This window comes from Burkholderia pyrrocinia (assembly GCF_022809715.1).
Taxonomy (GTDB): Bacteria; Pseudomonadota; Gammaproteobacteria; order Burkholderiales; family Burkholderiaceae; genus Burkholderia; species Burkholderia pyrrocinia_C.
The window spans coordinates 1,129,068-1,153,102 of the sequence record NZ_CP094460.1; the positions used below are offsets into that span (position 1 = coordinate 1,129,068).

Consider the following 24,035-nt stretch of genomic DNA (forward strand, 5'->3'; position numbering starts at 1 on the left):
ACACAACGCAAAGCCGGACTTGATTGCGCCCCCAACCGGAGAAGGAGCACGTGCGGCGATCGTGCGTGCAGCGTCCGACCACCCGGCGCATCGTGATCGCTGGTTGGCTCTGGCCCCATGGCATGTGCCGGTCAACCTCGCGCGGCGATAGCGAATCGCCTCGATCGACAGCTATCGCCCCCATAGCCAGCAGGGCTTTCAAACATATCGTCAAATTCCGATATATGATTCGCCCATCGACGATACCCGTCTGCCCGACCGAAACAACCGCTCCATCCATGCCGACCGAAATCGACATCGACGCGATCCTGAAAGCGCTCTCGAACCCCGTGCGCCGCGAAATCCTCAACTGGCTGAAAACGCCGGGCGAGCATTTTCCGGCGCAGACGCTGCCGTACGACCACGGCGTCTGCGCGGGGCAGATCGACGCGCGCTGCGGGCTGTCGCAGTCGACCGTTTCCGCGCACCTCGCGACGCTGCAGCGCGCGGGGCTCGTGACGTCGACGCGGATCGGCCAGTGGGCGTTCTTCCGGCGCAACGAGGCCGTCATCGACGCATTTCACGACGCTTTGCGCCGCGATCTCTAGCCAACCGGCCGTATCGGCCACGCGGGCCCGCGTTGCGCATGACGCGATGGCGTGCCCGCCTTTCGTGAAGAGGTTATCTGTCATGCCCACGCTGTTCGATCCCGTTACCCTCGGCGACCTGACCCTGCCGAACCGCATCGTGATGGCGCCGCTCACCCGCTCCCGGGCGGGCGCGACGCGCGTGCCGAACGCATTGATGGCCCGCTATTACGCCGAACGCGCATCGGCCGGCCTGATCATTACCGAGGCGACCTCGGTCACGCCGCAGGGCGTCGGTTACGCGGACACGCCCGGCATCTGGTCCGACGAGCAGGTCGAAGGCTGGAAGCAAGTGACGCAGGCCGTGCACGCGGCCGGCGGGCGCATCGTGCTGCAACTCTGGCACGTCGGCCGCATCTCCGATCCTGTATTCCTGAACGGCGACCTGCCGGTCGCGCCGAGCGCGATCGCCGCGGGCGGCCACGTGAGCCTCGTGCGTCCGCAGCGTCCGTACGTGACACCGCGCGCGCTCGAACTCGACGAAATTCCGGGCATCGTCGCCGCATACCGCAAGGGTGCCGAAAACGCTAAGGCGGCCGGCTTCGACGGCGTCGAGATCCACGGCGCGAACGGCTACCTGCTCGACCAGTTCCTGCAGGACAGCACCAATCGCCGCACCGATGCCTACGGCGGCCCGATCGAGAACCGCGCGCGCCTGCTGCTCGAAGTGGTCGACGCGGCGATCGACGTGTGGGGCGCCGGCCGTGTCGGCGTGCACCTCGCGCCGCGCGGCGACGCGCACACGATGGGCGATTCCGATCCGGCGGCAACGTTCGGCTATGTCGCGCGCGAGCTCGGCCGCCGCAAGATCGCGTTCATCTTCACGCGCGAATCGTATTCGGGCGACCACTTGAGCCCGCGCCTGAAGGAAGCGTTCGGCGGCTCGCTGATCGCGAACGAGCAGTTCACGCTCGACACCGCGCAGGCCGCACTCGCGAGCGGCAGCGCCGACGCGATCGCATGGGGCAAGCTGTTCATCGCGAATCCCGACCTGCCGCGCCGCCTCGAACTCGGCGCGCCGCTGAACCAGCCGGTGCCGGAGACGTTCTACGCGGAAGGCGAAACAGGCTACACCGACTACCCGGCGCTGAGCGACGCGGCCTGACGGCCGGGCAGCACGTGTTCAGGCGCGCACGTCCGCGCGCATGAACACGCGCTGTGTCTCGTCGAGCCCGCGCGCGACGTGATGCGCGCGGACCGCGCGCAGCGTGTCGTCGAGCGATGCGTCGTCGATGATCCGGAAACCGAGGCGCGCGTAGTACGGCGCGTTCCACGGTGCATCGCGGAACGTCGACAGCACGACCTGCGCGATCCCGCCCGCCGCCGCGCGCGCGTTGATCGCTTCGATCAGGCGCGCGCCGATCCGCTGTCCGGCATGCGACGGCGCGACATCCAGTTCCTCCAGATACAGCCGCTGCGCATCGAGCAGCCGGTAGAACGCAAACCCGACGCACGCGCCCTGCGCATCGACCGCGACAAGCGCGCGGCCGTCGTCGATGCGTGCGAGCACGTCGGCCGTATCGGTCGGCTCGCCATCGGCGATGCCGGTCATGCCGATCTCGCGAAACCGCTGCGCGGCGGCGACTTCCACGGCGGCCATTGCAGCCGCGTCTTCCCGCGTGGCGGGACGGATCAGGATCGATGCAGTCATGACGGCAATTCAGGCAGACAGTCTGGAACGGCCGTCACTATAATCGAAACTTCATACGTTTCGAACGCTCTACCCACGAGGTCCGTCATGACGTTGTCCGCGCTTGCCGTCTTCGCCTTCGCCCTGCTCGTCACCGCCGGCACGCCCGGCCCGAGCGTTGCCGCGCTCGTCGCGCGCGTGCTGACGAACGGCGTGCGAGACGTACTGCCGTTCCTCGCGGCGATGTGGCTCGGCGAAGCGCTGTGGCTCACGCTCGCGGTCGCCGGGCTGTCCGCGTTCGCACGCACGTTCGAGACGGGCCTGATCGTGCTGAAACTGCTCGGCGTCGCGTACCTGCTGTTCCTTGCGTGGAAGATGTGGACCGCGCCTACCGGGACGGGCGCGGACGACCTGCCGCGCGGTCAGTCGCCGTGGCGCATGTTCGTCGCGGGCATGCTGGTCACGCTCGGCAATCCGAAGATCATGCTGTTCTATCTCGCGCTGCTGCCGACCATCGTCGATCTGACGCACGTGGGCGTTCTCGCGTGGGCCGAACTCGTCGGCACGATGCTCGCGGTGCTGATCCTCGCCGACTGTTTCTGGTCGCTGCTCGCGGTGCGCGCGCGGGCTTTTCTCACTTCGGCGCGCGCGAAACGGATCGCGAACCGCACGAGCGCGACCGCGATGGCCGGTGCGGCGGTGGCGATCGCGACGCGGTAGCCGGCCGATCCCGCGCCCCCCCTACCGCCCGCCATGTCGCAACTCGGGAAGATTCCTGCCGCACTCGCCGCGCAATCGATTTCCCGTCGCGAGATCGTGCTTCCGCTCGACGCCGCGCTCGAATGCATTGATTATTGCGAGCGTCATCGCATTCCGATCTACGGGTGGGAAGGCTGGGTTCTGACTGCCGACGGACGAGTCGGACATGGCAGCGCGCCGCAGGGCACCGTGAGTCTTGAAGACTTGCCGCTTGAAGATGCCGCCGCGTTCTGCCGCAGCACGATGGTGTCCGACGCACAGGCGTGGCGCGACGAGTACCCCGAAACGACCGACCGGCTCCATTTCTGCATCACGATCGGCAACGCGCGCTGATCGTCGTAACCGTGCAATCGCACCGGCACCCGGCCGGCGATCCGCAACGGCAATCCGATCGTTGCCCCCGTAGGGATTCATCATGAAAACCTGGCGCATGGTCGTTGCACCCGATCAGCGCGCGCACCAGCGCCCAGTCGTCGTCATCGCAGAAATCAAGCAGCATCGCACCGCACGAACCGCGCTGCTCGCGCAATCGTTCGGCCAGCCGTGCATGAATGCCCTGCACCCGGCCGTCGCCGTGCGCGACCGTCGACGGATTCGCGCCCATCCCCGTCCCGCTGCAGAAGTTGATCGCCCATCGGCCGCTTTCCGGCGTCGGCAGATGCGTGAGCAACGTGTCGATCGCGCGCCACTTCCAGCCGATCGACGCGGCCACCGGCACGCGGTATTCGTCCTGGATCACGAACGCACCGTCGGGATGATCGATCGTGAACGTCGCGTTGTCGGGCCACGCGGTCAGGTCGATACCGAGCGGCCTGCCGCTGCGAAAGCGCCGCAGCAGCACGACCGCGCCGCGCACGTCGCCGAGCGCGGGCAGCGTGCCGCCGGCATGCCAGCGCAGCCGCGGGTGGCGCGCGCGATGCGCGTCGAACGTCGCATCGAAGCCGCGCGTGCACGCGTGCGCCGGCCATTCGTCCTTCACCGACATCACGATGCATTCGCGCGGATGCGCATCGAGAAAGCGCGTGCAGGTTGCCAGCACGTCGTCGAACGTCATGCCGAGCGCGACGCCGCCGTGATGAATGTCGAACCCATCGCGCACGTGCCGGCAGCGGATATCGAGCAGCCGCACGCCGTGCGCGAGCTGCGCGTCGAGCGGCGCGCGCTGCGTGCGCACGAGCCGATCGTCGACCGTATACGCACAGGTGTCATGGCTGCCCGGTAGGGTCAGCGTATGCAGCAGTCGCGCATCGTCGAGCGCCGACATCCAGTCGGCGGGCGGCGTGCACGTTTCGTGGCTCGAACGGATCATGACTCAATGAATGACAAGGAAAGAAAGCCGTGGGTAACGGCGTCGGATGTCGCGGCACGCGCCGGCGTATCGCGCTCTGCGGTATCGCGCGCGTTCTCGCCGACGGCAAGCATCGCGCCGCAAACGCGCGAACGCGTGATGGTCGCCGCGCGTGCGCTCGGCTACCAGGTCAACCTGATCGCGCGCGACATGATCACGCAGCGCAGCAGCATGATCGGCGTCGTGACGGCCGGCTTCGAGAATCCGTTTCGCGCGCGGCTGCTGACGGACCTGATGGCCGCGCTCGGGCAGCGTGCACTCACGCCGCTCGTGACCAACGCGGAAGACCCGCGCCAGGTGCGGCAATCGCTCGAGCAACTGCTCAGCTACCGGATCGCGGGCCTCGTGATGACGTCCGCGTCGCCGCCGCTGTCGGTGGCGCATCAGTATCTCGAACACCGGATCCCCGTCGTGATGATCAACCGCGACGCGAACCTGCCGGGCGCGGATGTCGTCGTCAGCGACAACGCGGCGGGCGCCGCTCATGCGGCGCAGCGGCTCGTGCGGGCCGGCGCGCGCCGGCTCGCGTTCGTCGGGCCGCGCGGCGCAAGCTACAGCGCGCAGTCGCGCGCCGCGGCGTTCGAGCATGCGATCGGGCGCGGCGATGCATACGACGCGACGCTCGCGCGCGTGCTCGACACGCCGTCCGACACGCATGCATGCGGGATCGACGCTGCACGGCAACTGTTCGCGTCCGGCGAGCGGCCCGACGGCGTGTTCTGTTCGTCCGACCTGCTCGCACTCGGCGTGATCGACGCCGCGCGCAACGAATTCGGGTTGCGCGTGCCGGACGACCTGCGCGTGATCGGCTTCGACGACATCCCGGCCGCCGAATACGACGCCTATCGGCTGACGACGCTCCGGCAGGACACGCGCGGCCTCGCGCATGCGGCGGTCGACCTGCTTGCCGACCGGATGCAGACGTTCGACGGCCCGTCGCGCACGCGCGTCGTGCCGGTCACACAGGTGGTGCGGCATAGCTGCGCATGACACGGTGAAATCGGGCGCGGCGTTGCCGCGCATCACTTCAACCCGCCCGCGAACCCGCGCAACAGGTAGCGCTGCACATAACCGGCCACGGCCAGCGTGGGCAGCGACGCCATCAGCCCCGCGCTCATCAGGTCGCCCCAGTCGATGCCGTTCTCCGTCACATAACCGGCGATCGCGAGCGGCAGCGTGAAGCGGCTCGGCGTCGACACGAACAGCAGCGCGATCAGGAACTCGTTCCATGCGGCAATGAACACGAAGATCGCGGTCGCGATCAGCCCAGGCGCGCACAGCGGTAGCACGATCTGCACGAGCCGTCGGGCCAGCCCCGCGCCGTCGATGCATGCCGCTTCCTCGTATTCGACCGGCACGTCGCGCACGAACGCGAGCAGCATCCAGATCGCCATCGGCAACGCGTAGATCTGATACGCAAGCATCAGGCCGAGCGTCGAATCGAGCAGGTGCAGCCGCTTCGCGAGCGCGAACAGCGGCACCGCGATCGTGATCGGCGGCATCAGTTTCAACGCCAGCACGAGCACCAGGAACAGCAGGTCGAGCCTCGCCGGAAACCGCAGCCGCACGAGCGCATACGCAGCCGGAAACGCAAGCGCCAGCGCGAGCAGCGTCGTGCCGAATCCGACCAGCAGCGAATTGAAGAGCGGCGCGCCGATGCCGTTGGACCATACCGACGCGAAATGCTCGAAGGTCGGCGCGGCCGGCCAGATCCGCAACGGATGATCGAGCCGTTCGAGCGTCGGCATGAAGGCCGCGCCGGCCATCCACAGACATGGCAGCAGCAACAGCGCGAGCGCGGCGCTGCGCAGCGCCCACGGCATCGCGCGACCGAATGCGGCGCCCGCTCGCGCGCGTGAGATGCCAGCGGGTTGCGCCGTCATGCGCGCCGCTTGCGAACCGTCTTCCATACATACCCCGAGACCAGCAGCGCGGACGCCGCGAGCATCAGCACCGACGCGGCACTCGCCGGACCGACGTTGAAGAAGCGAAAGCCCGTGTCGTAGATATAGGTCGACAGCGTCTGCGTCGCGTTGCCGGGGCCGCCGCCCGTCAGCGCATAGACCTTGTCGAACAGCTTGAACGTGTCGATCGAGCGCAGCAGCAGCGCGAGGCCGATCTGCGGCGCCGCGAGCGGCAGCGTGATGTCGCGCAGGCACTGCCACTCGCTCGCGCCGTCGGTGCGCGCGGCTTCGTACAGTTCGGTCGGAATCGACTGCAGCCCGGCCAGCACGATCAGGAACGCCATCGGCGTCCACTGCCATACGTCGACGAGCGCGAGCGACCACAGCGCGAGATGCGGATCCGACAGCCAGCGCACGCCTTCGATGCCGAACGCCGCGAGCAACTTGTTCAGGAATCCGTCGAAGTTGAGCCAGTTGCGCCAGATCGCCGAACACACGAGCGTGGACAGCATCATCGGCAGGATCGCGAGCGGCAGCGCGATGCGCCGCCCCGGAAACGCACGCACGAACAGCAGCGCGAGGCCGAAGCCGAGCGCGACCTCGGCGAGCGACGCGACGATCGTGAAGCGCAGCGTGTTGCCGAAGCCGGCCGTGAACGCGTCGTCGCCGAGCACCGCGCGATAGTTCGCGAGCCCCGCGAACGCGCGGCGGCCGGCCGCGTAGTCGACCCGGCAGAACGAGTCGATCAGCACCTGCGCGACCGGATACAGCGCGAGCGCGGCGAGCACCAGCAGCGCGGGACCGAGCAGCGCGACGAACGGCAGGCTGCGGCCGAAGGCTTTCATGCGCGGGTTCCGGGCGGCGTATCGAGGCGGGCCGTCACTTGCCGGCCGCGGCCATCGCCTGTGCGATCTTCTGCTGCGCCTGACGCAGCGCGGTGTCGGGCGCAGCCTGCCCGGTCAGCGCGAGCTGGAGCTGGTCGCCGAGAATGCTTTCCACCTGCTGCCAGTCCTTCACGCGCGGTCGCGCACGGCCGGCCTCGAGCGCCTTCAGTTGATCGGGATACCAGCGGTACTGGCGCACCAGCGCCGGATCGGCGAACACGCTGCGGCGGGTCGGCGGAATGCCGATGCCGGCGAGGCGCGTCTGCGTGTCGCGCGAGCTCAGGTAAGCCAGGAAGTCCTGCGCGAGCTTCGCATGCGGCGCGTCCTTCGGAATGCCCATCTGCCAGATGCCGAGCATCGGTGCCGGGCCGGCGGTCTGCCCGGGCGGCGGCTGCAGCGCGATCTGCCCGACCACGCGCGACTGCTTCGGATCGTCGAGCGCCGGCACCCAAGCGGGCCACACCTCGATCGACTGCGCGGCCGTGCCGCGCTGCAGCGCATCGCGCACTTCCGCCGCGCCGTACACGTCGACGTCCTTCGGCGCGGACGCCTTCAGCGCGAGGAACGTCTTCAGCGCGGCCTGCGCCTCGCGCGAATCGATCGTCACGTTGCCGGCATGGTCGAACACGTCGCCGCCGTACGCCCACAGGATCGGCAGGAAGCCCGTCACGACCGGGTTGCCCTTCGTGCCGCGAAACACGACGCCCGACACGCTCTTGTCCGCGCCGCCGACGGTCTGCGCGATCTTCAGCACGTCGTCCCAGTTGCGCGGCGGCTGCAGCTTGTATTTCGCGAGCAGGTCCTTGCGGTACGCGAACATCTCGATGTTGCCGACGATCGGCAGCGCATACAGCGCGCCGGCTGCGTTGCGGCCGAGCGCGACGGCGGACGGCACGAGATCGGCGTCCGCGAGCGACGCCGGCAGCGGCTTCAGCCAGCCGTTGCCGATGAATTCGGGCGCCCACGTGTCGTCCATCATCACGAGGTCGTACCCGCCGGTGCCTTCGCGCATCGACAGCTTGAGCTTCTGGTACAGGTTCGCGTTCGGCAGCTTGAGCAGCTCGATCTCGGTTCCCGGGTGCAGTTTGTTGAAGCCGGCGACGGCGTCGGCCAGCCCCTTGCCGTAGATGTCGTCGCGGCCTGCGATGACGAGATCCGCGGCAACGGCGTGCGTGGCGGCGAAGGACAGCGCAAGGGCGGCGGACAGCGCGCGCAGGCGGCTCAGCAAGGTCATGAGGTCTCTCTCGTTCGGCGTGGTGGCGGGACAGCCGGGCGTTGCACACGTGTGCAACGCGGGCGACGCTTCCGGCTGCCTGAAGCGAACGCCATTGTTCACGCCGATCGTTAAGAATTTATGGCAGCGCGCCGAGGCGGCCCGTAGGTCCGCATTCCCGCGGGGCACGACATCGACCGCTCCCTGGCTGCGATCGGTTGCGCGATATCGAACCAGTCCCATGACATTCCCGTACCCGCCCCAATACTCGTCTTAATTTGAATTAGTACGCGTCCTATTCGGCAATTAAATAATCTAGTACTCGTCCAATAAACAACTTTCTCATAAATCGAGATAATCATTTCCGGAATGCAATTCATCTGAACCGCATTTCCATTTCACTATTTCAAACCTCCTTTCCTCTCGGAAAAAAAATCAATGAAGATCGCGACCAACAGCAAACTGCTCTCCCTCCTCGTCGTGTCGGCCGGCCTCGCGGCTGCTTCGGCGGCACACGCATCCGACGGCACGATCACCTTCACCGGCAATGTCATGGCATCGACCTGCAAGGTCGACAACGGCGGCAATGTGGCTGTCGCGCTTCCGCACGTCGGCGCCAACACACTCGAAGCACCGGGTTCGACGGCAGGCCGTACGCCGTTCACGCTGTCGTTGCAAGGGTGCGCGACGGGCGCCGGCAATCCGACGAAGGTCAGCGCCGTGTTCGAGTCGGGCTCGAACGTCGACCAGGCATCCGGCCGTCTCAAGCTCGACGCCGGCACGGAAGAACAGCCGGCGGCGCAGAACGTTCAGATCAACGTGCTGAACGACGCATTGACGCCGATCCATCTCGGCGCGATGGGCAGCCAAGGCTCCCAGGTCATCGATATTGCAGCCGATGGCAGCGCGAAGCTGAACTACTTCGCCGAGTACTACGCAACCGGCAAAGCCGCCGCAGGCTCCGCCAATTCGAAGGTGCAGTACTCGCTGACTTACCAGTAAGTCATGCGCGAATCCGTAGCCTTCCCGTGGAAGGCTACGGCCTCTCGCCGCACATCCATTTGCGAAAACATGAATCCAATCATCGAGCCGCCATGAAAATCTTCAAGTCGCTTCCAATCCTCGCACTGTTTTCCGCCCTGATGACATCGCACGCATACGCGGGCATCGTGATCTCGGGCACGCGTGTCGTGTTTCCTTCCACCGAGCGCGAAGTCACGATCAAGCTCACGAACGAAGGAAAGGCGCCCGCACTGGTGCAGGCATGGATCGACAACGGCGAACAGAATGCATCGCCCGACGACATCGAGGCCCCGTTTACGTTGACGCCCGCCATGTTCCGAATGGAATCGGGCAAAGGCCAGACGTTGCGCCTGATCTACACCAAGGAGCCGCTGCCGGCCGACAAGGAATCGCTGTTCTGGCTCAACGTGCTTGAAATTCCGCCGAAGGCATCGGCCGGCGACGATCGCAATCACATCCAGATCGCGTTCCGCTCGCGCATCAAGGTGATGTTCCGCCCGTCCGGCTTGCCCGGCAGCGCGAACACCGCCCGCAAGCAGCTCGAATGGCGCATCGTCCCCGCCGAAGGCAATCGCTATGCGCTGCAGGCGACGAACCCCACGCCGTACGTCGTCAACCTCGGCAACGTCGCGCTGAAGTCGGTAGGCCAAAAATATGACGCAGGGATGGGCTACATCCTCCCTGGCGGCCAGCAGCGGTTCCCGGTCAACGGCCTCGCCGCGCTCCCGGCCGCGAACGCCACCGTCGAGTTCGGCAGCATCGACGACTGGGGTGCGACAGTCGACAACGAGCAACCTGTTTCTTCAAAACCCTGATCCACAGGCGATCACACCAATTCGGCCCGCCGTCGGCGTCTCCCGCCGCCGGGCCCGGTTCCGGATTTCCAGCTCGAGCGAGCTGACGGGTTGGCAAGGCGCCAGCCCATTTCCGATCCCAACTCCACGCCGGCCGTTCCCGCCGCCGGATCCGTGCACCCCACCGCTTCGACGCCGGGCGGGGCCGAAATGCGCGCCGTGGCAATGCAAACAACACCAGGAGTGCACGGGGAATGACCTCGATTCGACATGCGCACCGTGACGCGGCGAACAACCCGCGTCCCAAAGCAATCTACCTGTTGATCCTGTCCAGCCTCGCGGCATGGTCCGACGCCGGTCACGCCGACGTCGCGGCCCCCGCGCGGGCCGCGCAGGCGCGGGTCGCGCACGTCGATTTCGCCCAGGTCGAATTCGATCCCGGATTCCTGAGCAGCCGCCCGGGCCAGAAAGTGGACGTGACGCGATACGGGCGCGGCAACGTCACGCCGCCGGGCGTCTATAGCGTCGACATCCACGCCGGATCGAACTGGGTCGGACGCTACGACGTGCCGTTCAAGACAGCCGAAGGTACACCAGACGCTCAGCCCTGCTTCGACGCGCGGCTGCTGAAACGCATCGGCATCGACTTTCGCAAGCTGCCGCCCGACCTCGTCGCCGAACTCGCCGTCGATGGCGAATGCCGGCGCATCGGTCAGGTCGTGCACGACGCGAGCGCGTCGTTCGATTTCGCCGAGCAGACGCTCACGCTGAGCATTCCGCAGGCATCGCTCACCAGCACCCCGCGCGGCTACGTCGATCCCGATCAGTGGGATGCAGGCGTGCCGATGGGCATGCTCGGCTACAGCCTCAATCTCTACGGTTCGAAGCATCAAGGCAGCGCAAGTCAGATGCAGGGCTATCTCGGCCTGAACGGCGGCGTGAACATCGGCAATTGGCACTTCCGCCACAACGGCTCCTATACGTGGTCGTCGCCCGGAGGCAGCCAGTACCAGGATATCGCCACCTACCTGCAGCGCGACCTGCCGTCGCTGTCGTCGCAGCTCGTCGTCGGCGAAAGCTATACGTCCGGCGAACTCTTCGACTCGGCGCAGTTCCGCGGCGTGCAACTGGCATCCGACGACCGGATGCTGCCCGATTCCCTGCGCGGCTATGCACCCACGGTTCGCGGCGTCGCGAACAGCAATGCGCAGGTGACGATTCGCCAGAACGGCGTGACGATTTACGAGACGACGGTTGCGCCCGGCGCATTCGAGATCGACGACCTGTATCCGACCGGCTATGGCGGCGACCTGAACGTATCCGTTACGGAAGCCGATGGCTCCGTGCATACGTTCGCAGTGCCGTATGCGGCGGTCCCGCTATCGTTGCGGCCCGGCATCGGCCGCTACAGCTTTACCGCTGGCGCATTGCGCAACCAGCAGGGCACGAGCAACCCGCTGTTCGCGCAAGCTACGTACCAGCGCGGCCTGACCAACCTGGTGACCGGCTATGGCGGCGTGACCGTCGCGGCCGGCTACGCCGCGGCGATGGTCGGCGCGGCGCTCAATACGTCGATCGGTGCATTTGGCGCTGACTTCACGCACGCCGCCACGTCGATTCCCGGCGTCAAGCGCTTCCACGGTTCGAGCCTGCGCGTGAGCTACTCGAAATCGATCCTCGCGACCGGCACCGACGTCGCGCTTGCCGCGTACCGATACTCGACGAGCGGCTATTTCAACCTGAACGACGCGATGCTCGCGCGCGACACCGTGCGGGACGGCGGCCGGCTCGACGACGTCTGGCGCCAGCGCAATCGCGCGTCGCTGACGCTCAGCCAGCGGCTCGGGGAAAAGGGCGGGCAGCTCAGTGTCACGGCGTCCGCGTCGACCTACTGGAATCGCCCCGGCTCCGACGTCAACTACTCGGTCGGCTACAACAACACGTTCAGGAACATCTCGTACAACCTGAGCGCGACGCGCCAGCGCAGCGCCGGCGGCAACATGAGCACGCTCTACTACGCCGGCGTGACGATCCCGCTCGGCCGCACGCGCCCCATGATGCTGTCGACCAACATCACGCATGACTCGCTCGGCCGCAGCCGGGTCCAGTCCGCGCTGTCCGGCTCGCTCGGCGAAGACAACGCCCTGTCGTACGGCTTGAACGTCGATCACGCCTCCGGCTCGGGCAGCACGTCGACCAACGGTGGCGCAAACGTCGCGTATCGCGCGCGCTTCGCGGAACTGAATGCGAGCGTCGGCGCCAGCACCGACTACCAGCAGGGCTCGATCGGCATTCGCGGTGCGGTGGTCGCGCATCCGGGCGGCGTCACGCTGTCGCAGCCGCTGTCGGAAACGTTCGCGATCGTCGAGGCCCCCGGCGCCGCCGGCGCACGCATCTCGAACGCATCGGGCGCGCGGATCGACAGCCGCGGCTACGCGATCGTGCCGTACCTGACGCCGTACAACCTCAACACGGTCGAGATCGATCCGAAGGGTATTTCGATGGACGTCGAGTTGAAGGAAACGAGCCAGCAGGTTGCGCCGCGCGCGGGCGCCGTGCCGCTCCTCCGGTTTGCGACCGAAACGGGGCGTTCGATGCTGATCCGCGCACGCCGCGCGGACGGCAAGCCGCTGCCGTTCGGTGCAAGCGTCTACGACGCGACGGGCAAGCAGGTCGGCGTCGTCGGTCAGGCGAGCCGGATCTTCGTGCGCGGGATCGACGACAACGGCTCACTGACGGTGAAATGGGGCGACGACAGTCTCTCCGCCTGTCGTCTCACATACGAATTGCCGGTCGCGAAGAGCGAACGGAAATCGACCGGCTTTCAGACGATCAAGGGCGCCTGCGTGCCCGACGCGACCGTCGCGGCCCACTGACCCATTCGAAGGCCGTGCGCCGACCAACCAGACAAACGGAAAGAACACCCATGAAGATGCTGAACTTGCGATGGACCCCGAACCGGAATCGGCAAACCCGCAGCCGCGCAATGCGGATGCTCGCGCCGTGCCTGCTGCTGCTCGCGGCGTTCGGCGCGCATGCCGAATGCAATGTCATTTCCCAAACGCCCGTTTACGGAATGGTGCCGCTGTCGGGCACGATCAACGTTCCGCGCGACGTTGCCGTCGGGACTGAACTGGGGAAGATGGTAATGACACTTGCCGAGAGATTGGACTACGCGTCCTGCTCCACAGCGGGCACGATGGTTCTCGACCGAAAACTCTCTTCAACACCCCATCTTCCGCCGACCTCAGACAAGGTTTATCCGACCAACCTGCCCGGCGTCGGTGTCAAGTTCCTTTACGGGAGCAGCACAGATCCATTTCCCTATCAATCCAGCATCACAGTGAAGGCAGGTTCAGTCTGGGGTATGGGTGCGGGTACTACATTTACATACGTATTCGTTGCGACGGGCCCCGTATCGGGTGGAACCATCGAGGCGACCGACCTGCCCACCGCCTCGTTCGAACTGCGCGGCAACGCGTATTTGACCGTCCAGGCGATAGGCAGCCTCAATTTCGCCGCGCTATCGTGCAAAACCCCGGACGTGACCGTCGACATGGGCACCGTGCGGGCGGCCGACATGAAGAGCGTCGGCGCAACATCCAACCCGGTCAGTTTCAAGGTGGCGGCCAACAACTGTCCGGCCGGCATCTCGAAGATCACCTATCAGTTCAAGGCGCCCAACGGCGTGCTCGACGCGGCGGCCGGCGTCGTTGCGCTGAGCGACGATTCCACCGCGCGCGGGTTCGCACTCAAGCTGATGGACGAGAACGGCGCGGCACTCCGGTTCGACTCGCCCTATCCGATCAATGTCGCGCCGACCGGCGGCTCGTACGCATTACCCATGAAAGCCGCGTATTACCGCACGAGCCAGACGATCAGCTCCGGGAGCGCGAATGCGATCCTCACGTTCACGATGTCCTATAACTGATCGAGCGTGCAGCCACGCCGGGTATCGTCGGTTCCGTCGCCCCGTCAGAAGTTCACGCGGATCCCGGCCATCACCGCCAGTTGCCGGCTCGAGTTGCTGTTCGCGAGCACCGGAATCTGCGCGTAGTTCGCCGCGTTGCTGTTCGTATCGGTGCCGAGCCCCGTGCCGCTCGCGATCTGGCCGATCGCGACCGCATACAGCGCCGTGCGCTTCGACAGGCTGTAGTTCGTGCCGACGTTCAGCTGGTGGAAACGCGTCGTGCCGCGCCCGTCGGTATGCGCGGCGTTGAAGATGTACGCGACGCCGCCCTGCAGCGCGGGCGTGAACATGTACGTGACGTTCAGCTCGCCGATGTCGAACGTGAACGCCTGCGTGCGCGGCTGTGCGGCGGTCGAGAAATAGCGGCTGTCGCCGAGGCGCGTATGCGTATAGGTAAGCGCAACCGTCGCCGCGCCGAACGTCACCGAGCCGCCCGCGCCGAACGCGCGCATCGAGCCGGCGTCCTGCAGCAGGCAATACATCGCGCCCGGATTGCTGCACGCGAAATCGCCGATATAGCCGCTCGCGCCGCCGAGCGCCGCATCGAGCGGCTGGTGCAGGTCGAGGTAGCCGACCGAGAACGCCACCGGCGCGCGCGTATACGTCGCGGCCACCGCATAACCGCGCTTCGCGGAAAAATCGCCGGCCTGCCCGCCGAAGCTGAACGTACCGCCGAACGTGAGGCCGTTGAAATCGGCGCTGGTGAACTTCACCGCGTTGTTGAAGTTGAACGCGGCGTTCAGGTTGTCGACGTCGCCGAGATGCGAGCCGTACGGCGTCGCCCAGTTGTTGCTCGACACATACGCGCCCAGCATGTCCGTGTACGAGTCGTATTGCCGGCCGAGGCCGAGCGTGCCGATCCCGTCCTGGCGCAGCCCGACCCACGCCTGCCGGCTGAATGCGGTGCCGCCCTGCAGCGCCTGACCGTTCGCGGACAGGAACTGCTGCTCGAGCGTGAACACCGCGTCGAGCCCGCCGCCGAGCGGCTCGGCGCCCTGGAACCCGAAGCGGGACGGCACGAGGTTGCCGCCGCCCATCTGCCACGCATGGCCGCCGCCCGTGCTGCCGTCGGCACGCGTGAACTGCTGGTTCGTCGAGTAGATGATGCCGGTATCCACGGTGCCGTACAGCGTCACGCTGCCCGAGGTCTGCGCGTGTGCGTGCATGCAACCCAGCGTAGCCGCGGCCGCGGCCAGTCGTCGTCCGATCTTCATGTCCCGTCCTCTGGTGTCGTCGATTCGCAGTGCAAACCGATGATGTTGTCGATATGAGTGACGGGACTCTATCCAGCGAAAATTCAGGACCTCTATCGCAAATCGGCAAACGGTGGATCGCGCTGCCCGCGACGGTATCGTCGCGGTGCGCGTGCGTCAGTCGGGACGCGTCGTCTGGGAGGGCAGCTCGCCGAACAGGTCGCGATACTCGCGCGCGAAATAGCCGAGATGCGTAAAACCCCAGCTCGCGGCGGCCTCGCCGACGCCGAGCTGCTGTACCGGCGTCGTGCGCAGCATGCGCCGCACCGCGTTCAGCCGGATCGTGCGCAGATAACCGACCGGCGTGACGTCGGCAACGCGCTGGAAGCTGGTTTGCAGCGTACGGCGGCTGCAGCGCAGCGCGCGGCACAGTTCGAGCACGGTGACGGGTTCTTCGGGCCGGTCGCGCAGATGCTTCTCGCAGCGGCTCACGATGTCGCTGTAGGTGGCATGCGTGATGTCGCGGCGCTCGACGCCGATGCCCTGTTCGAGCGCATCGAGGAACATGCCGAGCATCGCGTCGCGGAACATCTTGCGGGTGGCCGCATATTCGAGGTGGCCGGGGTCGCGCTGCGCATCGTCGATCAGCGACGACAGCCGCACGCCGAGCGCGACGCCCTGCGCGTCGGACAGCCGCGTCACGTGCCGCAGCTTGCGCGCGCCGGCCGCGCCGAATTCGGCCTCGCACAGCTCGTCGACCATGTCGGACGCCGCGCTGATCCCGACGAGCCCCATCCCTTCCGGCGTGTGGAATTCGAAATCCTCGCCGGCGCGCAGCGCGAGCAGCGCATAACCGTCGACCGGCTGGCCCTGGAACGTGCCCGCGAGCGGCACGGACAGCGGCACCGCGAGCGACGTGCGCCCGGCCGGCGCGAGCCCGGTTTGCGCGACGCGCCGGTTGGTCGTTTCGCGGAAGAAGTGGAAATCGTCGTACAGCACCTGCGTGACCGTGCCCCTGAAGCGGCCCGGCGTCATCTGGCGGTAGACCTGATGCCAGCCCGCGATCGCGAGCCCGTGGTCGTGCACGTCTTCGTGCGAGCGTGACTGGAACAACATCGGCGCCTCCGGTAAAACCCTGATTCCTGGATGCGACCGAGGCGTTCGCCCCGCCGCAACGCCACAGCTTACCCGCGCAAAAACCTGCGCAGTGCCGTTTCGAATGCAAGACAGGCCGCCGACAGCGCGGCGGCCTGCTCGCCGGTCAGCCGGACGTAGCGGCGAAACGACGGCATCCGGTTCACGACCTCGCTGCCGCCGAACGGCACGATCGCGAGCGTCCAGCGGCCGTCGCGCGCGTCGATCGCGCAGTCGGTCAGGTGCAGCGGCCGCAGCGCGTCGGCCAGCGACGACTCGGCAACCAGCGCAGCCACCGTGGCGACGAATCCGGGGTCGCATCCCGGCGCGGGCGCCGCGTCGATACCCGTGCGGCGCAGCCAGCCGGTCTGCCGCACACGGGCGCGGCCCTGCGCGGCCGGGCCGCATACGGTCACCGCCACCTTCACGCTGACCGTATGCATCAGGAACTGGCACTCGACGTGCTCTTCGACGTTTACGCACACACCGTTCGGCAGCCTTACCGTCGGACTGCCCACACCGTCGGTATCGCGCACGGCATGCAGGTCAGCGAGCACGCGCGCGGCGATCGCGCCGGGCCGGTGGCCGGGCGGCGGCGCATCGGGCGCCGCGCGCCACCGGGCGAGCGCGGCCCTCACGACGCGACGTGCTCGTTGCGCAGCACTTCCTCGACCGGCACCGGCTTGAACGGATGCCGGCGCTGCACGACCAGCGTCCAGAACAGCGCGTACAGCGCGGTAAGCCCGAGCATCGCGCCGAACGGCACGTAGATGTCGCGCGCGTTCATGCCGGGCGGCGTGATGTACCAGATCGCGAGCACGATGCCGACGCTCGACACGATCTGCGGCAGCGGGAACAGCGGCGAACGATACGGGCGCGGCAGGTCCGGGCGGCGGACGCGCAGCATCACGACCGACGCGGTGACGAGAAGATACGCGGTGCCCCACGCGCAGGTCGCGGCGAGCACGAGGTGCAGGATGCTGTCGAGATTGCCGTTGATCAGCCATGCATGGAAGATCGGCACGACGGCCGCCGCGACGATGCCGACCACCGGCGTCTTGAAGCGCGGATGCAGGTACGCGAAGCAGCGCGGCAGCGCGCCGTCGATCGCCATCCCGTACAGGATGCGCGGCAGTCCGGCCATCAGCGTGTTGATCGTCGCGGCGCCCGCGAACAGGAACGCGATGCCGAACCAGATGCGGCCGAAGGGCCCCAGCACCTGCAGCGCGAACGCGGGAATCGCGCCCGGCGTGTCGAGCAGGTGCGTGAGGCCGTCGGGGCTCACCGGCACGTTCGCGACCTGACGGCGGATCGCCGCGCCGTACAGGAACATGCAGATCGCGACGCCGACGAGGCCGATCGTCATCGCGCGCGGGATCGTGCGGCCCGGCGCCTTCATTTCCGGCGCGAGCGGCGTGACGAACTCGCAGCCGACGAACATGAACATCGCCATCCCGACCAGCGACAGCACGGCCGGCACCGACGTGCCGACTTCCGAGCCGCCGAACCAGCCGTCGAGATGCACGGCCGGCGCGGCCGCGAGCCCGAGAATCCCGAAGATCATCAGCGACAGCCACATGCCGGCCGTCAGCACGATCTCGAGCTTGCTGAACACCTTGATGCCGATGATGTTGGTGATCGCGAACGTGATTACGAGGCCGACGCCGACGAGCCAGGAGCTGTTGTGCTTCTCGAACGCGGCGTTCAGCGATTCGAAATTGACGAGCGCCATGATGCCGCTCAGGATCGTCTCCGCCGTGCCGGCGAACACGTGCACGAGGAAATACGCGGAAATCGTGCCGGTGATCGCCCAGAAGCGGCCCAGCCCGCACGACAGGTAATCGTAAACCGAGCCGGCCGTCGGCAGCATCGCGGCGGCTTCGGAGAACGTGGTCGCCTGCGCCTGCATCATCACGAACGCGATGATCATCGCGACCGCGAACGCCCAGCCGCCCATCCCGAAGCCCGACGTCGCGGTGAGGATCACCGGGCTTGCCATGATGAGGCCGACGGCGCTCGCCAGCGCGGTCGGAAAACCGACCGCACCCGCCTTCAGCGCCGTGCCGCCGCCCGCTTCGGCCGGCGTGCCGGCGGGCGTATCGCTCGCGGCGCCGGTAACTCCTGACCATCCCGACATCGTTGTCTCCTTCCTTTGTCGACCGGTGCCGGCGCTTCGGCCCCTGCTCCAGTCGAATGCTTCACGATCGGCCCGGGGGCGGAGCTTCAGCGCTTCGGCACCCGGGTCTCCTGTCGATCACACTTGATCCGATGTCGAAAAAATACGCAGGCAAAATAAACCGGTCATAGCGCAAATCGGCAAACCGGCGGCGGCGAGGCTGCCCACCGCCGGTTTGCGGTCACACTGTCACGCGCTCATGCCGTCATTCCGTCACGCGAACGGCACGGCCTCGAAGCCCGCCGCGAGCGCGTCGACGATCCGGTCGAGCTGTTCGCGCTGGATCACGAGCGGCGGCGACAGGATGATCTTCGTACCGACCGGCCGCACCAGCACGCCGTTCTCTCGCGCGACTTCCGCGACCGCGTTCGCATAACCGGACAGCGGGTCGATCGGCTCGCGCGTCTCTTTGTTCGCGACGAGGTCGAGCGCGAGCATCAGCCCCTTGCCGCGCACCTCGCCGACCGCCGCGAAGCGTTCCGCGAACGGCCGCAGCGCCTCGAGCAGATACGCACCCTGCTTCGCCGCATTTGCCGGCAGGTCTTCCTTGACGACGATGTCGAGGCTCGCGATCGCGGCCGCGCACGCGACCGGATGGCCCGCATACGTGTAGCCGTGCATGATCGCGCCGCCGAAGTCCGCATTCGCGGCGAACGCGTCCTCGATCCGCGCGTTCACGGCCGTCGCGCCGAGCGGCACGTAGCCCGACGAGATCCCCTTCGCGAGACACATGATGTCGGGGCGCACGCCCCAGCCGCGGCTGCCGAACATGCTGCCGCTGCGGCCGAAGCCCGTCACGACTTCATCGGCGATCAGCAGCACGCCGTAGCGGTCGCACACCTCGCGCACGAGCGGCCAGTAGTTCGCCGGCGGCACGATCACGCCGCCCGCGCCCTGGATCGGCTCCGCGATGAACGCGGCGACCGTGTCGGGGCTCTGGAACTGGATCTCGCGCTCGAGCATTTCCGCACAGATCCGGCCGAGTTCCTCCGGGTCCTGCGTGAACGGGTTGCGGTACAGCCACGGCGTCTCGACGTGGAAGCAGCCGGGCAGGTTCGGCTCGTAGTTGCGGCGGAACACCGTGTTGCCGTTCACCGACGCGCCGCCGAAGTGCGTGCCGTGATAACCCTGCTTCAACGAGATGAACTTCGTGCGATCGGCCTGGCCGCGCACCTTCCAGTACTGGCGCGCGATCTTCAGCGCGGTCTCGATCGCGTCGGAGCCGCCCGAGCTGTACAGTACGCGGCGCATCCCTTCCGGTTCGAGCATGTCGATCACCTTCTTCGACAGCTCTTCCGCGCGCGGATGCGAGATCCCGTCGAACAGCTGGAAGTATTCGAGCTCGTCGAGCTGGCGCACGATCGCGTCCTTCACTTCCTGGCAGTTGTGGCCGACGTTCACGTTCCACAGGCCCGCGACGCCGTCGACGAGCTTGCGGCCCTGTTCGTCGAACACGTAGCAGCCGTCGCCGCGCACGATGCGGATCGGCTTGCGCTGCTTCATTTCGTTCGGGTGCACCATCGGATGCCAGAATTTTGCTTCGTTGTAGCTCATTGCAGTCTCCACTGTCGGATCGTTTGAACTTGGGTCGTTCGGGGTCAAGGGTCGTGGTTCGCGCCGCGCGTCAGTGCGCGATGCAGACGGATTTGGTTTCGGTGAAGCCTTCGATCGCGTACTGGCCGAACTCGCGGCCGATGCCCGATTGCTTGTAGCCGCCGAACGGCATCGACGGGTCGAGCGGGATATGGCAGTTCACCCACACGGTGCCGGCTTCGATCTGCGGCACGAGGTTCATCACGCGCTTCAGGTCGTTGCTCCAGATGCTCGCGGCAAGGCCGTACGGCGACGCGTTCGCGAGGCGCACGGCGTCGGCCGCGTCGTCGAACGGCACGACGACGATCACCGGGCCGAACACCTCGTCGCGCACGATCGCGCAGTCCGGATGCGGATCGGCGATCACGGCCGGCTTCACGAAATAGCCGGGCAGGTCGTCGGCCGGCGTGCCGCCCGCAAGGAACGTGAGGCCGGCGCGGCGCGCGCCTTCGATGTGCTGGACGACCTTGTCGCGATGGTGCGCGGAGACGAGCGGGTTGATCTGCGCGGTCGTGTCGAGGCCCGCGCCGAGCTTCATCGACTGCGCGACGCCCGCGAGGCCGTCCGCAAGCTGCGCGAACTTGCTGCGATGCACGTAGATGCGCGACGCGGCCGCGCACACCTGCCCCTGGTTGAAGAACGCGCCGGCGGCGACGCCGTCGAGCGCCTGCGCGACGTCGATGTCGTCGAGCATCACGATCGGGTTCTTGCCGCCGAGTTCGAGCGAGAAGCGCGTCATGTTCTGCACGGCCGCCGCGCCGACCAGCTTGCCGGTCGCGGTCGAGCCCGTGAACGAGATCTTCGCGATCGACGGATGGCTCGCGAGCGCGGCGCCGCAGGTGCGGCCGCCCGTGACGACGTTGAACGCGCCGGGCGGCACGCCGGCTTCGCGCGCGAGCTCGGCGAGACGCAGCGCGGTGAGCGGCGTTTCCGGCGACGGCTTCAGCACGATCGTGCAGCCGGCCGCGAGCGCGGGAATCAGCTTCCACACCGCGATCATCAGCGGGAAATTCCACGGCACGATCGCGGCGACCACGCCGACGGGCTCCTTGCGCGTATAGGCCGTATAGCGCGTGCCGGGCGGGAACGGGATCGACACGTCGAGCGTCTGGCCGGTGATCTTGGTCGCCCAGCCGGCCATGTAGCGCACGTATTCGACGCTCGCGCCGACCTCGATCGCGCGCGACACGTGGATCGACTTGCCCTGGTTCAGCGTTTCGAGCTGCGCGAGCGTTTCGGCGTCGCGTTCGATCAGGTCGGCGAGTTTCAGCAGGATGCGCTCGCGGTCGGCCGGGCGCAGGCCGCTCCACACGCGCGTGTCGAACGCATGCTTCGCGCTGGCGACCGCGCGGTCGACGTCGTGCTCGTCGGCATCCGCGACCGTTGCGAGCCGCTCGCCCGTCGCGGGGTCGTACACGTCGAGCCGGGCAGTCGCGTGCGCGGGCTGCATTTCACCGTCGATGAAGAGGCCGAAATCGCGCGCAACGAAGGTGCGCACGGTGTCGCTGACGGCGACGAAATTCGTGTTGCTCATAAGCGTCTCGAGGATTGTCGTGGCTGGACCGCGTGCGCGTGGGCACGCGGGCGTCGGACCACTGTATCGACGAGGGATCGCGCTCGGTGAGCGCAAATTGGCAGCGCGTTAGGGAGGCGCGTGCAGTCGCAAACAACGGACCGCGTAATCGCGAACGGAAGGCGTTACAGGAACAGCGCCCCGACCAGCTCGGTGCGATTCGACACGCCGAGCTTGCGATACATACGCATCAGGTGCGTCTTGACGGTCGGTTGGCCGAGCGCGAGATCGCGCGCGATCTCCTTGTTCGAACGGCCGTCGCGCACGAGGCGCGCGATCTGTTCCTCGCGATAGGTCAGCCTTTCCTCGCAGCCGATCCGGTGAATCCCGCGCCGCGCGCGCAGTTGCGGGCTCAGTGCGGCTTCGGCGACAGGCTGCAGTCGCGCGAGCGCATCGATCTCGCCCGGTGCGAACCGGCCCGCCGTGCTATTTCCAGCCGCACCGCCGCCCGCTTCACCCATCCCGAAGCGCAGCAACGAGAATGCGCCGACCGTGCGGCCCGCGTCGCGCAGCCAGATCTCGACGACGTCGGTCACGTCGTGCCGGCGCAGGAAACGGGTCCAGTACGCGGACGCCTCGCGCCTTTCGTCAGGCAATTGGGAAGCGAGCGTGACGACCGCGCGCTCGCCCGCCGCGCAACGCGACGGATGCAGCGGATCGAGCATCCGGTAGCGCGCGACATAGGTTCGATGCATCGACTCCGGCATCCCGAACAGCTCGAAATCGGCCGGTTCGCCGCTCTGGTCGAGCCGGTAGAACACGATCGCGGACGGGCTCGCGAACGCGTCGAACGCGTCCACGCACACGCGCAGCGCGCGTTGCCAGTCGGCGGCGTCATGGTCGGCGGGAACGGATGGGGTCGGCATGGAGGAATCGGCTGGCGGGCGAACGCGTCTAGGTTCGGGCCAGCCTACCGGCGCCGAAAAGCGCCGGTGAGCACAAATCGGCAAATCGTCCCGGTCTGGCGGATTCGGCCGGTGTGGCCGGGACGATGCGGGCGCGCGACGGCGCGCGCGCCCTCTGTCAGCGCGCGTTCGCGGCGAACGTGTCGCAGGCGCTCACCTCGCCCGCTTCCATTCCGCGCCGCAGCCAGTACACGCGCTGGTCGCTGCTGCCGTGCGTGAAGCTTTCCGGCACGACATAACCCTGCCCTTGCTGCTGCAGCCGATCGTCGCCGATCGCGGCGGCCGCCTTCAGCCCCTGCTCGAAATCGCCGGGCTCCATCAGCCGCTGGTTCGCACGCTGCGCGTTGTTCGCCCACACGCCGGCGAAGCAATCGGCCTGCAGTTCCATCCGCACCGACAGCGCGTTCGCGCGCGCCTGGCTCGAACGCCTGCGCGCCGCGTCGACCTTGTCGGAAATGCCGAGCAGGTTCTGCACGTGATGGCCGACTTCGTGCGCGATCACGTAAGCCTGCGCAAAATCGCCGCCCGCGCCGAAACGCTTGCGCAGTTCGTCGTAGAAACCGAGATCGATATACACCTTGCGGTCGGCCGGACAGTAGAACGGCCCCATCGCCGTCTGGCCCGTGCCGCATGCGGTCGGCGTCGAGTTCGTGAACATCACGAGTTTCGGCGGTTCGTACTGCCCATGCAACTGGGTGTTGAACACGCCCGACCACGTGCGCTCGATATTGCCGAGCACCTTGCGCGTAAACACCGAGCCCGGATCGTTCGCCGGCGCACCCTGGCGCTGTGCCGGCGCGGGCTGCGCCTGCTGCTGGCGGCCCTGCAGCGCCGATGCGCCTTCGAGCACCACGCGCGGGTCGATCCCGAAGAAATACGACGCGGCCAGCGCAACCACGATCGTGCCGATGCCGATCGTCGCGCCGCGCCCGCCGCCGAAACCGCCGGCGCCGCGGCGGTCCTCGACGTTCATGCTTTCTCTTTCGTCGTCCAGCCTCATTGCCGGCTCTCCCTGTTCTTGTCGATGGTCCGGCCGCGCCAGCGCGCAACCGGGCGATACGCCGTGGCAACACGATCCATCGGCAGACACGATGCCCGCGCCGATCTCGCCGGCCTGCCGCTCCGCCCGAACGACGGAATCGGCCGGCCAACGCGCCGCGCGTCGATACGCATGCTCGCCCGCGCTATTTTGCCGGGCTTTCGCGACTTATCCCAAAAATGTGCAGGATAGAGCGATTCGGCGCCGGACATCGTCAGCTTTTGCAAAATGGGCCATGACCGTTCCGGCGACCGGGCGCCGTCCGCATTCA

22 protein-coding genes are annotated in these 24,035 nt (G+C 67.2%); 9 read left to right on the forward strand and 13 right to left on the reverse strand.

Features of this window, described 5'->3' with window-relative positions:
- The first annotated feature begins 278 nt into the window (after positions 1 to 278).
- Entirely contained in the window at positions 279 to 587 is a 309-nt protein-coding gene (locus tag MRS60_RS21865) for an ArsR/SmtB family transcription factor (RefSeq protein ID WP_034180436.1), read from the forward strand.
- An 82-nt stretch (positions 588 to 669) separates the two neighbouring features.
- Positions 670 to 1,731 (forward strand): alkene reductase, encoded by a 1,062-nt coding sequence (locus MRS60_RS21870; RefSeq protein WP_243566657.1) that lies wholly within the window; start codon positions 670 to 672, stop codon positions 1,729 to 1,731.
- Positions 1,732 to 1,749: 18 nt separating this feature from the next.
- Here MRS60_RS21870 and MRS60_RS21875 read toward each other — a convergent pair whose 3' ends face one another.
- Entirely contained in the window at positions 1,750 to 2,277 is a 528-nt protein-coding gene (locus MRS60_RS21875; RefSeq protein ID WP_243566658.1) for a GNAT family N-acetyltransferase, read from the reverse strand.
- 87 nt (positions 2,278 to 2,364) lie between these two features.
- On the opposite strand from MRS60_RS21875, the gene MRS60_RS21880 reads away from it, so the two are divergent.
- Entirely contained in the window at positions 2,365 to 2,976 is a 612-nt protein-coding gene (locus MRS60_RS21880; RefSeq protein ID WP_105392651.1) for a LysE family translocator, read from the forward strand.
- Positions 2,977 to 3,072: 96 nt separating this feature from the next.
- Complete coding sequence (locus MRS60_RS21885; RefSeq protein ID WP_131946527.1) at positions 3,073 to 3,348, forward strand: hypothetical protein; 276 nt, start codon at positions 3,073 to 3,075, stop codon at positions 3,346 to 3,348.
- On the opposite strand, the gene MRS60_RS21890 is transcribed toward MRS60_RS21885, so the two are convergent.
- Positions 3,326 to 4,324, reverse strand: coding sequence for a phosphatidylinositol-specific phospholipase C (locus MRS60_RS21890; protein ID WP_243566659.1), 999 nt, complete (start codon positions 4,322 to 4,324; stop codon positions 3,326 to 3,328). The genes MRS60_RS21885 and MRS60_RS21890 overlap by 23 nt on opposite strands.
- A 6-nt stretch (positions 4,325 to 4,330) precedes the next feature.
- Here MRS60_RS21890 and MRS60_RS21895 point away from each other — a divergent pair, with 6 nt between their 5' ends.
- Positions 4,331 to 5,353, forward strand: coding sequence for a LacI family DNA-binding transcriptional regulator (locus MRS60_RS21895; protein ID WP_243566660.1), 1,023 nt, complete (start codon positions 4,331 to 4,333; stop codon positions 5,351 to 5,353).
- Between the two features lie 32 nt (positions 5,354 to 5,385).
- Here the strand turns inward: MRS60_RS21895 and MRS60_RS21900 are convergent, their stop codons facing one another.
- The 3 genes from MRS60_RS21900 to MRS60_RS21910 are packed head-to-tail and all read right to left on the reverse strand — an operon-like array spanning position 5,386 to position 8,385.
- The gene (locus MRS60_RS21900) at positions 5,386 to 6,246 is read right to left on the reverse strand and encodes a carbohydrate ABC transporter permease (protein WP_243566661.1); all 861 of its coding nucleotides are present in this window, start codon (positions 6,244 to 6,246) and stop codon (positions 5,386 to 5,388) included.
- On the reverse strand, positions 6,243 to 7,112 hold the full coding sequence (locus tag MRS60_RS21905; RefSeq protein WP_131946524.1) for a carbohydrate ABC transporter permease: 870 nt from the start codon (positions 7,110 to 7,112) through the stop codon (positions 6,243 to 6,245). The genes MRS60_RS21900 and MRS60_RS21905 overlap by 4 nt, the downstream gene beginning before the upstream one ends.
- A gap of 34 nt (positions 7,113 to 7,146) precedes the next feature.
- Positions 7,147 to 8,385, reverse strand: coding sequence for an ABC transporter substrate-binding protein (locus MRS60_RS21910; RefSeq protein WP_243566662.1), 1,239 nt, complete (start codon positions 8,383 to 8,385; stop codon positions 7,147 to 7,149).
- A 417-nt stretch (positions 8,386 to 8,802) separates the two neighbouring features.
- On the opposite strand from MRS60_RS21910, the gene MRS60_RS21915 reads away from it, so the two are divergent.
- From MRS60_RS21915 to MRS60_RS21930, 4 genes are all read left to right on the forward strand, one after another.
- On the forward strand, positions 8,803 to 9,366 hold the full coding sequence (locus MRS60_RS21915) for a fimbrial protein (RefSeq protein ID WP_131946522.1): 564 nt from the start codon (positions 8,803 to 8,805) through the stop codon (positions 9,364 to 9,366).
- Between the two features lie 92 nt (positions 9,367 to 9,458).
- Complete coding sequence (locus MRS60_RS21920) at positions 9,459 to 10,202, forward strand: fimbrial biogenesis chaperone (RefSeq protein WP_131946521.1); 744 nt, start codon at positions 9,459 to 9,461, stop codon at positions 10,200 to 10,202.
- Positions 10,203 to 10,435: 233 nt separating this feature from the next.
- Entirely contained in the window at positions 10,436 to 13,057 is a 2,622-nt protein-coding gene (locus MRS60_RS21925; protein ID WP_243566663.1) for a fimbria/pilus outer membrane usher protein, read from the forward strand.
- 50 nt (positions 13,058 to 13,107) lie between these two features.
- Positions 13,108 to 14,112: a fimbrial protein gene (locus tag MRS60_RS21930; protein ID WP_243566664.1), complete on the forward strand. Its 1,005-nt coding sequence runs from the start codon at positions 13,108 to 13,110 to the stop codon at positions 14,110 to 14,112.
- Between the two features lie 44 nt (positions 14,113 to 14,156).
- Here MRS60_RS21930 and MRS60_RS21935 read toward each other — a convergent pair whose 3' ends face one another.
- The 8 genes from MRS60_RS21935 to ypfJ all read right to left on the reverse strand — a co-directional run bounded on the left by MRS60_RS21935 (position 14,157) and on the right by ypfJ (position 23,725).
- On the reverse strand, positions 14,157 to 15,365 hold the full coding sequence (locus tag MRS60_RS21935) for a porin (RefSeq protein WP_243566665.1): 1,209 nt from the start codon (positions 15,363 to 15,365) through the stop codon (positions 14,157 to 14,159).
- A 156-nt stretch (positions 15,366 to 15,521) separates the two neighbouring features.
- Positions 15,522 to 16,460 (reverse strand): helix-turn-helix domain-containing protein, encoded by a 939-nt coding sequence (locus MRS60_RS21940; protein ID WP_034180446.1) that lies wholly within the window; start codon positions 16,458 to 16,460, stop codon positions 15,522 to 15,524.
- A 68-nt stretch (positions 16,461 to 16,528) separates the two neighbouring features.
- Positions 16,529 to 17,116, reverse strand: a complete 588-nt coding sequence (locus tag MRS60_RS21945; RefSeq protein ID WP_243566666.1) for a DUF3156 family protein — start codon at positions 17,114 to 17,116, stop codon at positions 16,529 to 16,531.
- Entirely contained in the window at positions 17,113 to 18,615 is a 1,503-nt protein-coding gene (locus tag MRS60_RS21950) for an APC family permease (RefSeq protein ID WP_243566667.1), read from the reverse strand. The genes MRS60_RS21945 and MRS60_RS21950 overlap by 4 nt, the downstream gene beginning before the upstream one ends.
- Positions 18,616 to 18,867: 252 nt before the next feature.
- The gene (locus tag MRS60_RS21955) at positions 18,868 to 20,208 is read right to left on the reverse strand and encodes an aspartate aminotransferase family protein (RefSeq protein ID WP_243566668.1); all 1,341 of its coding nucleotides are present in this window, start codon (positions 20,206 to 20,208) and stop codon (positions 18,868 to 18,870) included.
- Between the two features lie 70 nt (positions 20,209 to 20,278).
- A complete protein-coding gene (locus MRS60_RS21960; protein WP_243566669.1) occupies positions 20,279 to 21,781 on the reverse strand; it encodes an aldehyde dehydrogenase family protein in 1,503 nt (500 codons plus the stop codon).
- 164 nt (positions 21,782 to 21,945) lie between these two features.
- Positions 21,946 to 22,686, reverse strand: a complete 741-nt coding sequence (locus MRS60_RS21965; RefSeq protein ID WP_243566670.1) for a helix-turn-helix transcriptional regulator — start codon at positions 22,684 to 22,686, stop codon at positions 21,946 to 21,948.
- A 157-nt stretch (positions 22,687 to 22,843) separates the two neighbouring features.
- Positions 22,844 to 23,725: a KPN_02809 family neutral zinc metallopeptidase gene (ypfJ, locus tag MRS60_RS21970; RefSeq protein ID WP_217587786.1), complete on the reverse strand. Its 882-nt coding sequence runs from the start codon at positions 23,723 to 23,725 to the stop codon at positions 22,844 to 22,846.
- Between the last annotated feature and the right edge of the window lie 310 nt (positions 23,726 to 24,035).

Coding starts and splice junctions, on each gene's coding strand:
- MRS60_RS21870 (WP_243566657.1), top strand. CDS start 670: ATGCCCACGCTGTTCGATCCCGTTACCCTCGGCGACCTGACCCTGCCG.
- MRS60_RS21900 (WP_243566661.1), bottom strand. CDS start 6,246: ATGACGGCGCAACCCGCTGGCATCTCACGCGCGCGAGCGGGCGCCGCA.
- MRS60_RS21935 (WP_243566665.1), bottom strand. CDS start 15,365: ATGAAGATCGGACGACGACTGGCCGCGGCCGCGGCTACGCTGGGTTGC.
- MRS60_RS21865 (WP_034180436.1), top strand. CDS start 279: ATGCCGACCGAAATCGACATCGACGCGATCCTGAAAGCGCTCTCGAAC.
- MRS60_RS21875 (WP_243566658.1), bottom strand. CDS start 2,277: ATGACTGCATCGATCCTGATCCGTCCCGCCACGCGGGAAGACGCGGCT.
- MRS60_RS21910 (WP_243566662.1), bottom strand. CDS start 8,385: ATGACCTTGCTGAGCCGCCTGCGCGCGCTGTCCGCCGCCCTTGCGCTG.
- MRS60_RS21960 (WP_243566669.1), bottom strand. CDS start 21,781: ATGAGCAACACGAATTTCGTCGCCGTCAGCGACACCGTGCGCACCTTC.
- MRS60_RS21895 (WP_243566660.1), top strand. CDS start 4,331: ATGAATGACAAGGAAAGAAAGCCGTGGGTAACGGCGTCGGATGTCGCG.
- MRS60_RS21965 (WP_243566670.1), bottom strand. CDS start 22,686: ATGCCGACCCCATCCGTTCCCGCCGACCATGACGCCGCCGACTGGCAA.
- MRS60_RS21915 (WP_131946522.1), top strand. CDS start 8,803: ATGAAGATCGCGACCAACAGCAAACTGCTCTCCCTCCTCGTCGTGTCG.
- MRS60_RS21880 (WP_105392651.1), top strand. CDS start 2,365: ATGACGTTGTCCGCGCTTGCCGTCTTCGCCTTCGCCCTGCTCGTCACC.
- MRS60_RS21940 (WP_034180446.1), bottom strand. CDS start 16,460: ATGTTGTTCCAGTCACGCTCGCACGAAGACGTGCACGACCACGGGCTC.
- MRS60_RS21925 (WP_243566663.1), top strand. CDS start 10,436: ATGACCTCGATTCGACATGCGCACCGTGACGCGGCGAACAACCCGCGT.
- MRS60_RS21920 (WP_131946521.1), top strand. CDS start 9,459: ATGAAAATCTTCAAGTCGCTTCCAATCCTCGCACTGTTTTCCGCCCTG.
- MRS60_RS21955 (WP_243566668.1), bottom strand. CDS start 20,208: ATGAGCTACAACGAAGCAAAATTCTGGCATCCGATGGTGCACCCGAAC.
- MRS60_RS21930 (WP_243566664.1), top strand. CDS start 13,108: ATGAAGATGCTGAACTTGCGATGGACCCCGAACCGGAATCGGCAAACC.
- MRS60_RS21890 (WP_243566659.1), bottom strand. CDS start 4,324: ATGATCCGTTCGAGCCACGAAACGTGCACGCCGCCCGCCGACTGGATG.
- MRS60_RS21905 (WP_131946524.1), bottom strand. CDS start 7,112: ATGAAAGCCTTCGGCCGCAGCCTGCCGTTCGTCGCGCTGCTCGGTCCC.
- ypfJ (WP_217587786.1), bottom strand. CDS start 23,725: ATGAGGCTGGACGACGAAAGAGAAAGCATGAACGTCGAGGACCGCCGC.
- MRS60_RS21950 (WP_243566667.1), bottom strand. CDS start 18,615: ATGTCGGGATGGTCAGGAGTTACCGGCGCCGCGAGCGATACGCCCGCC.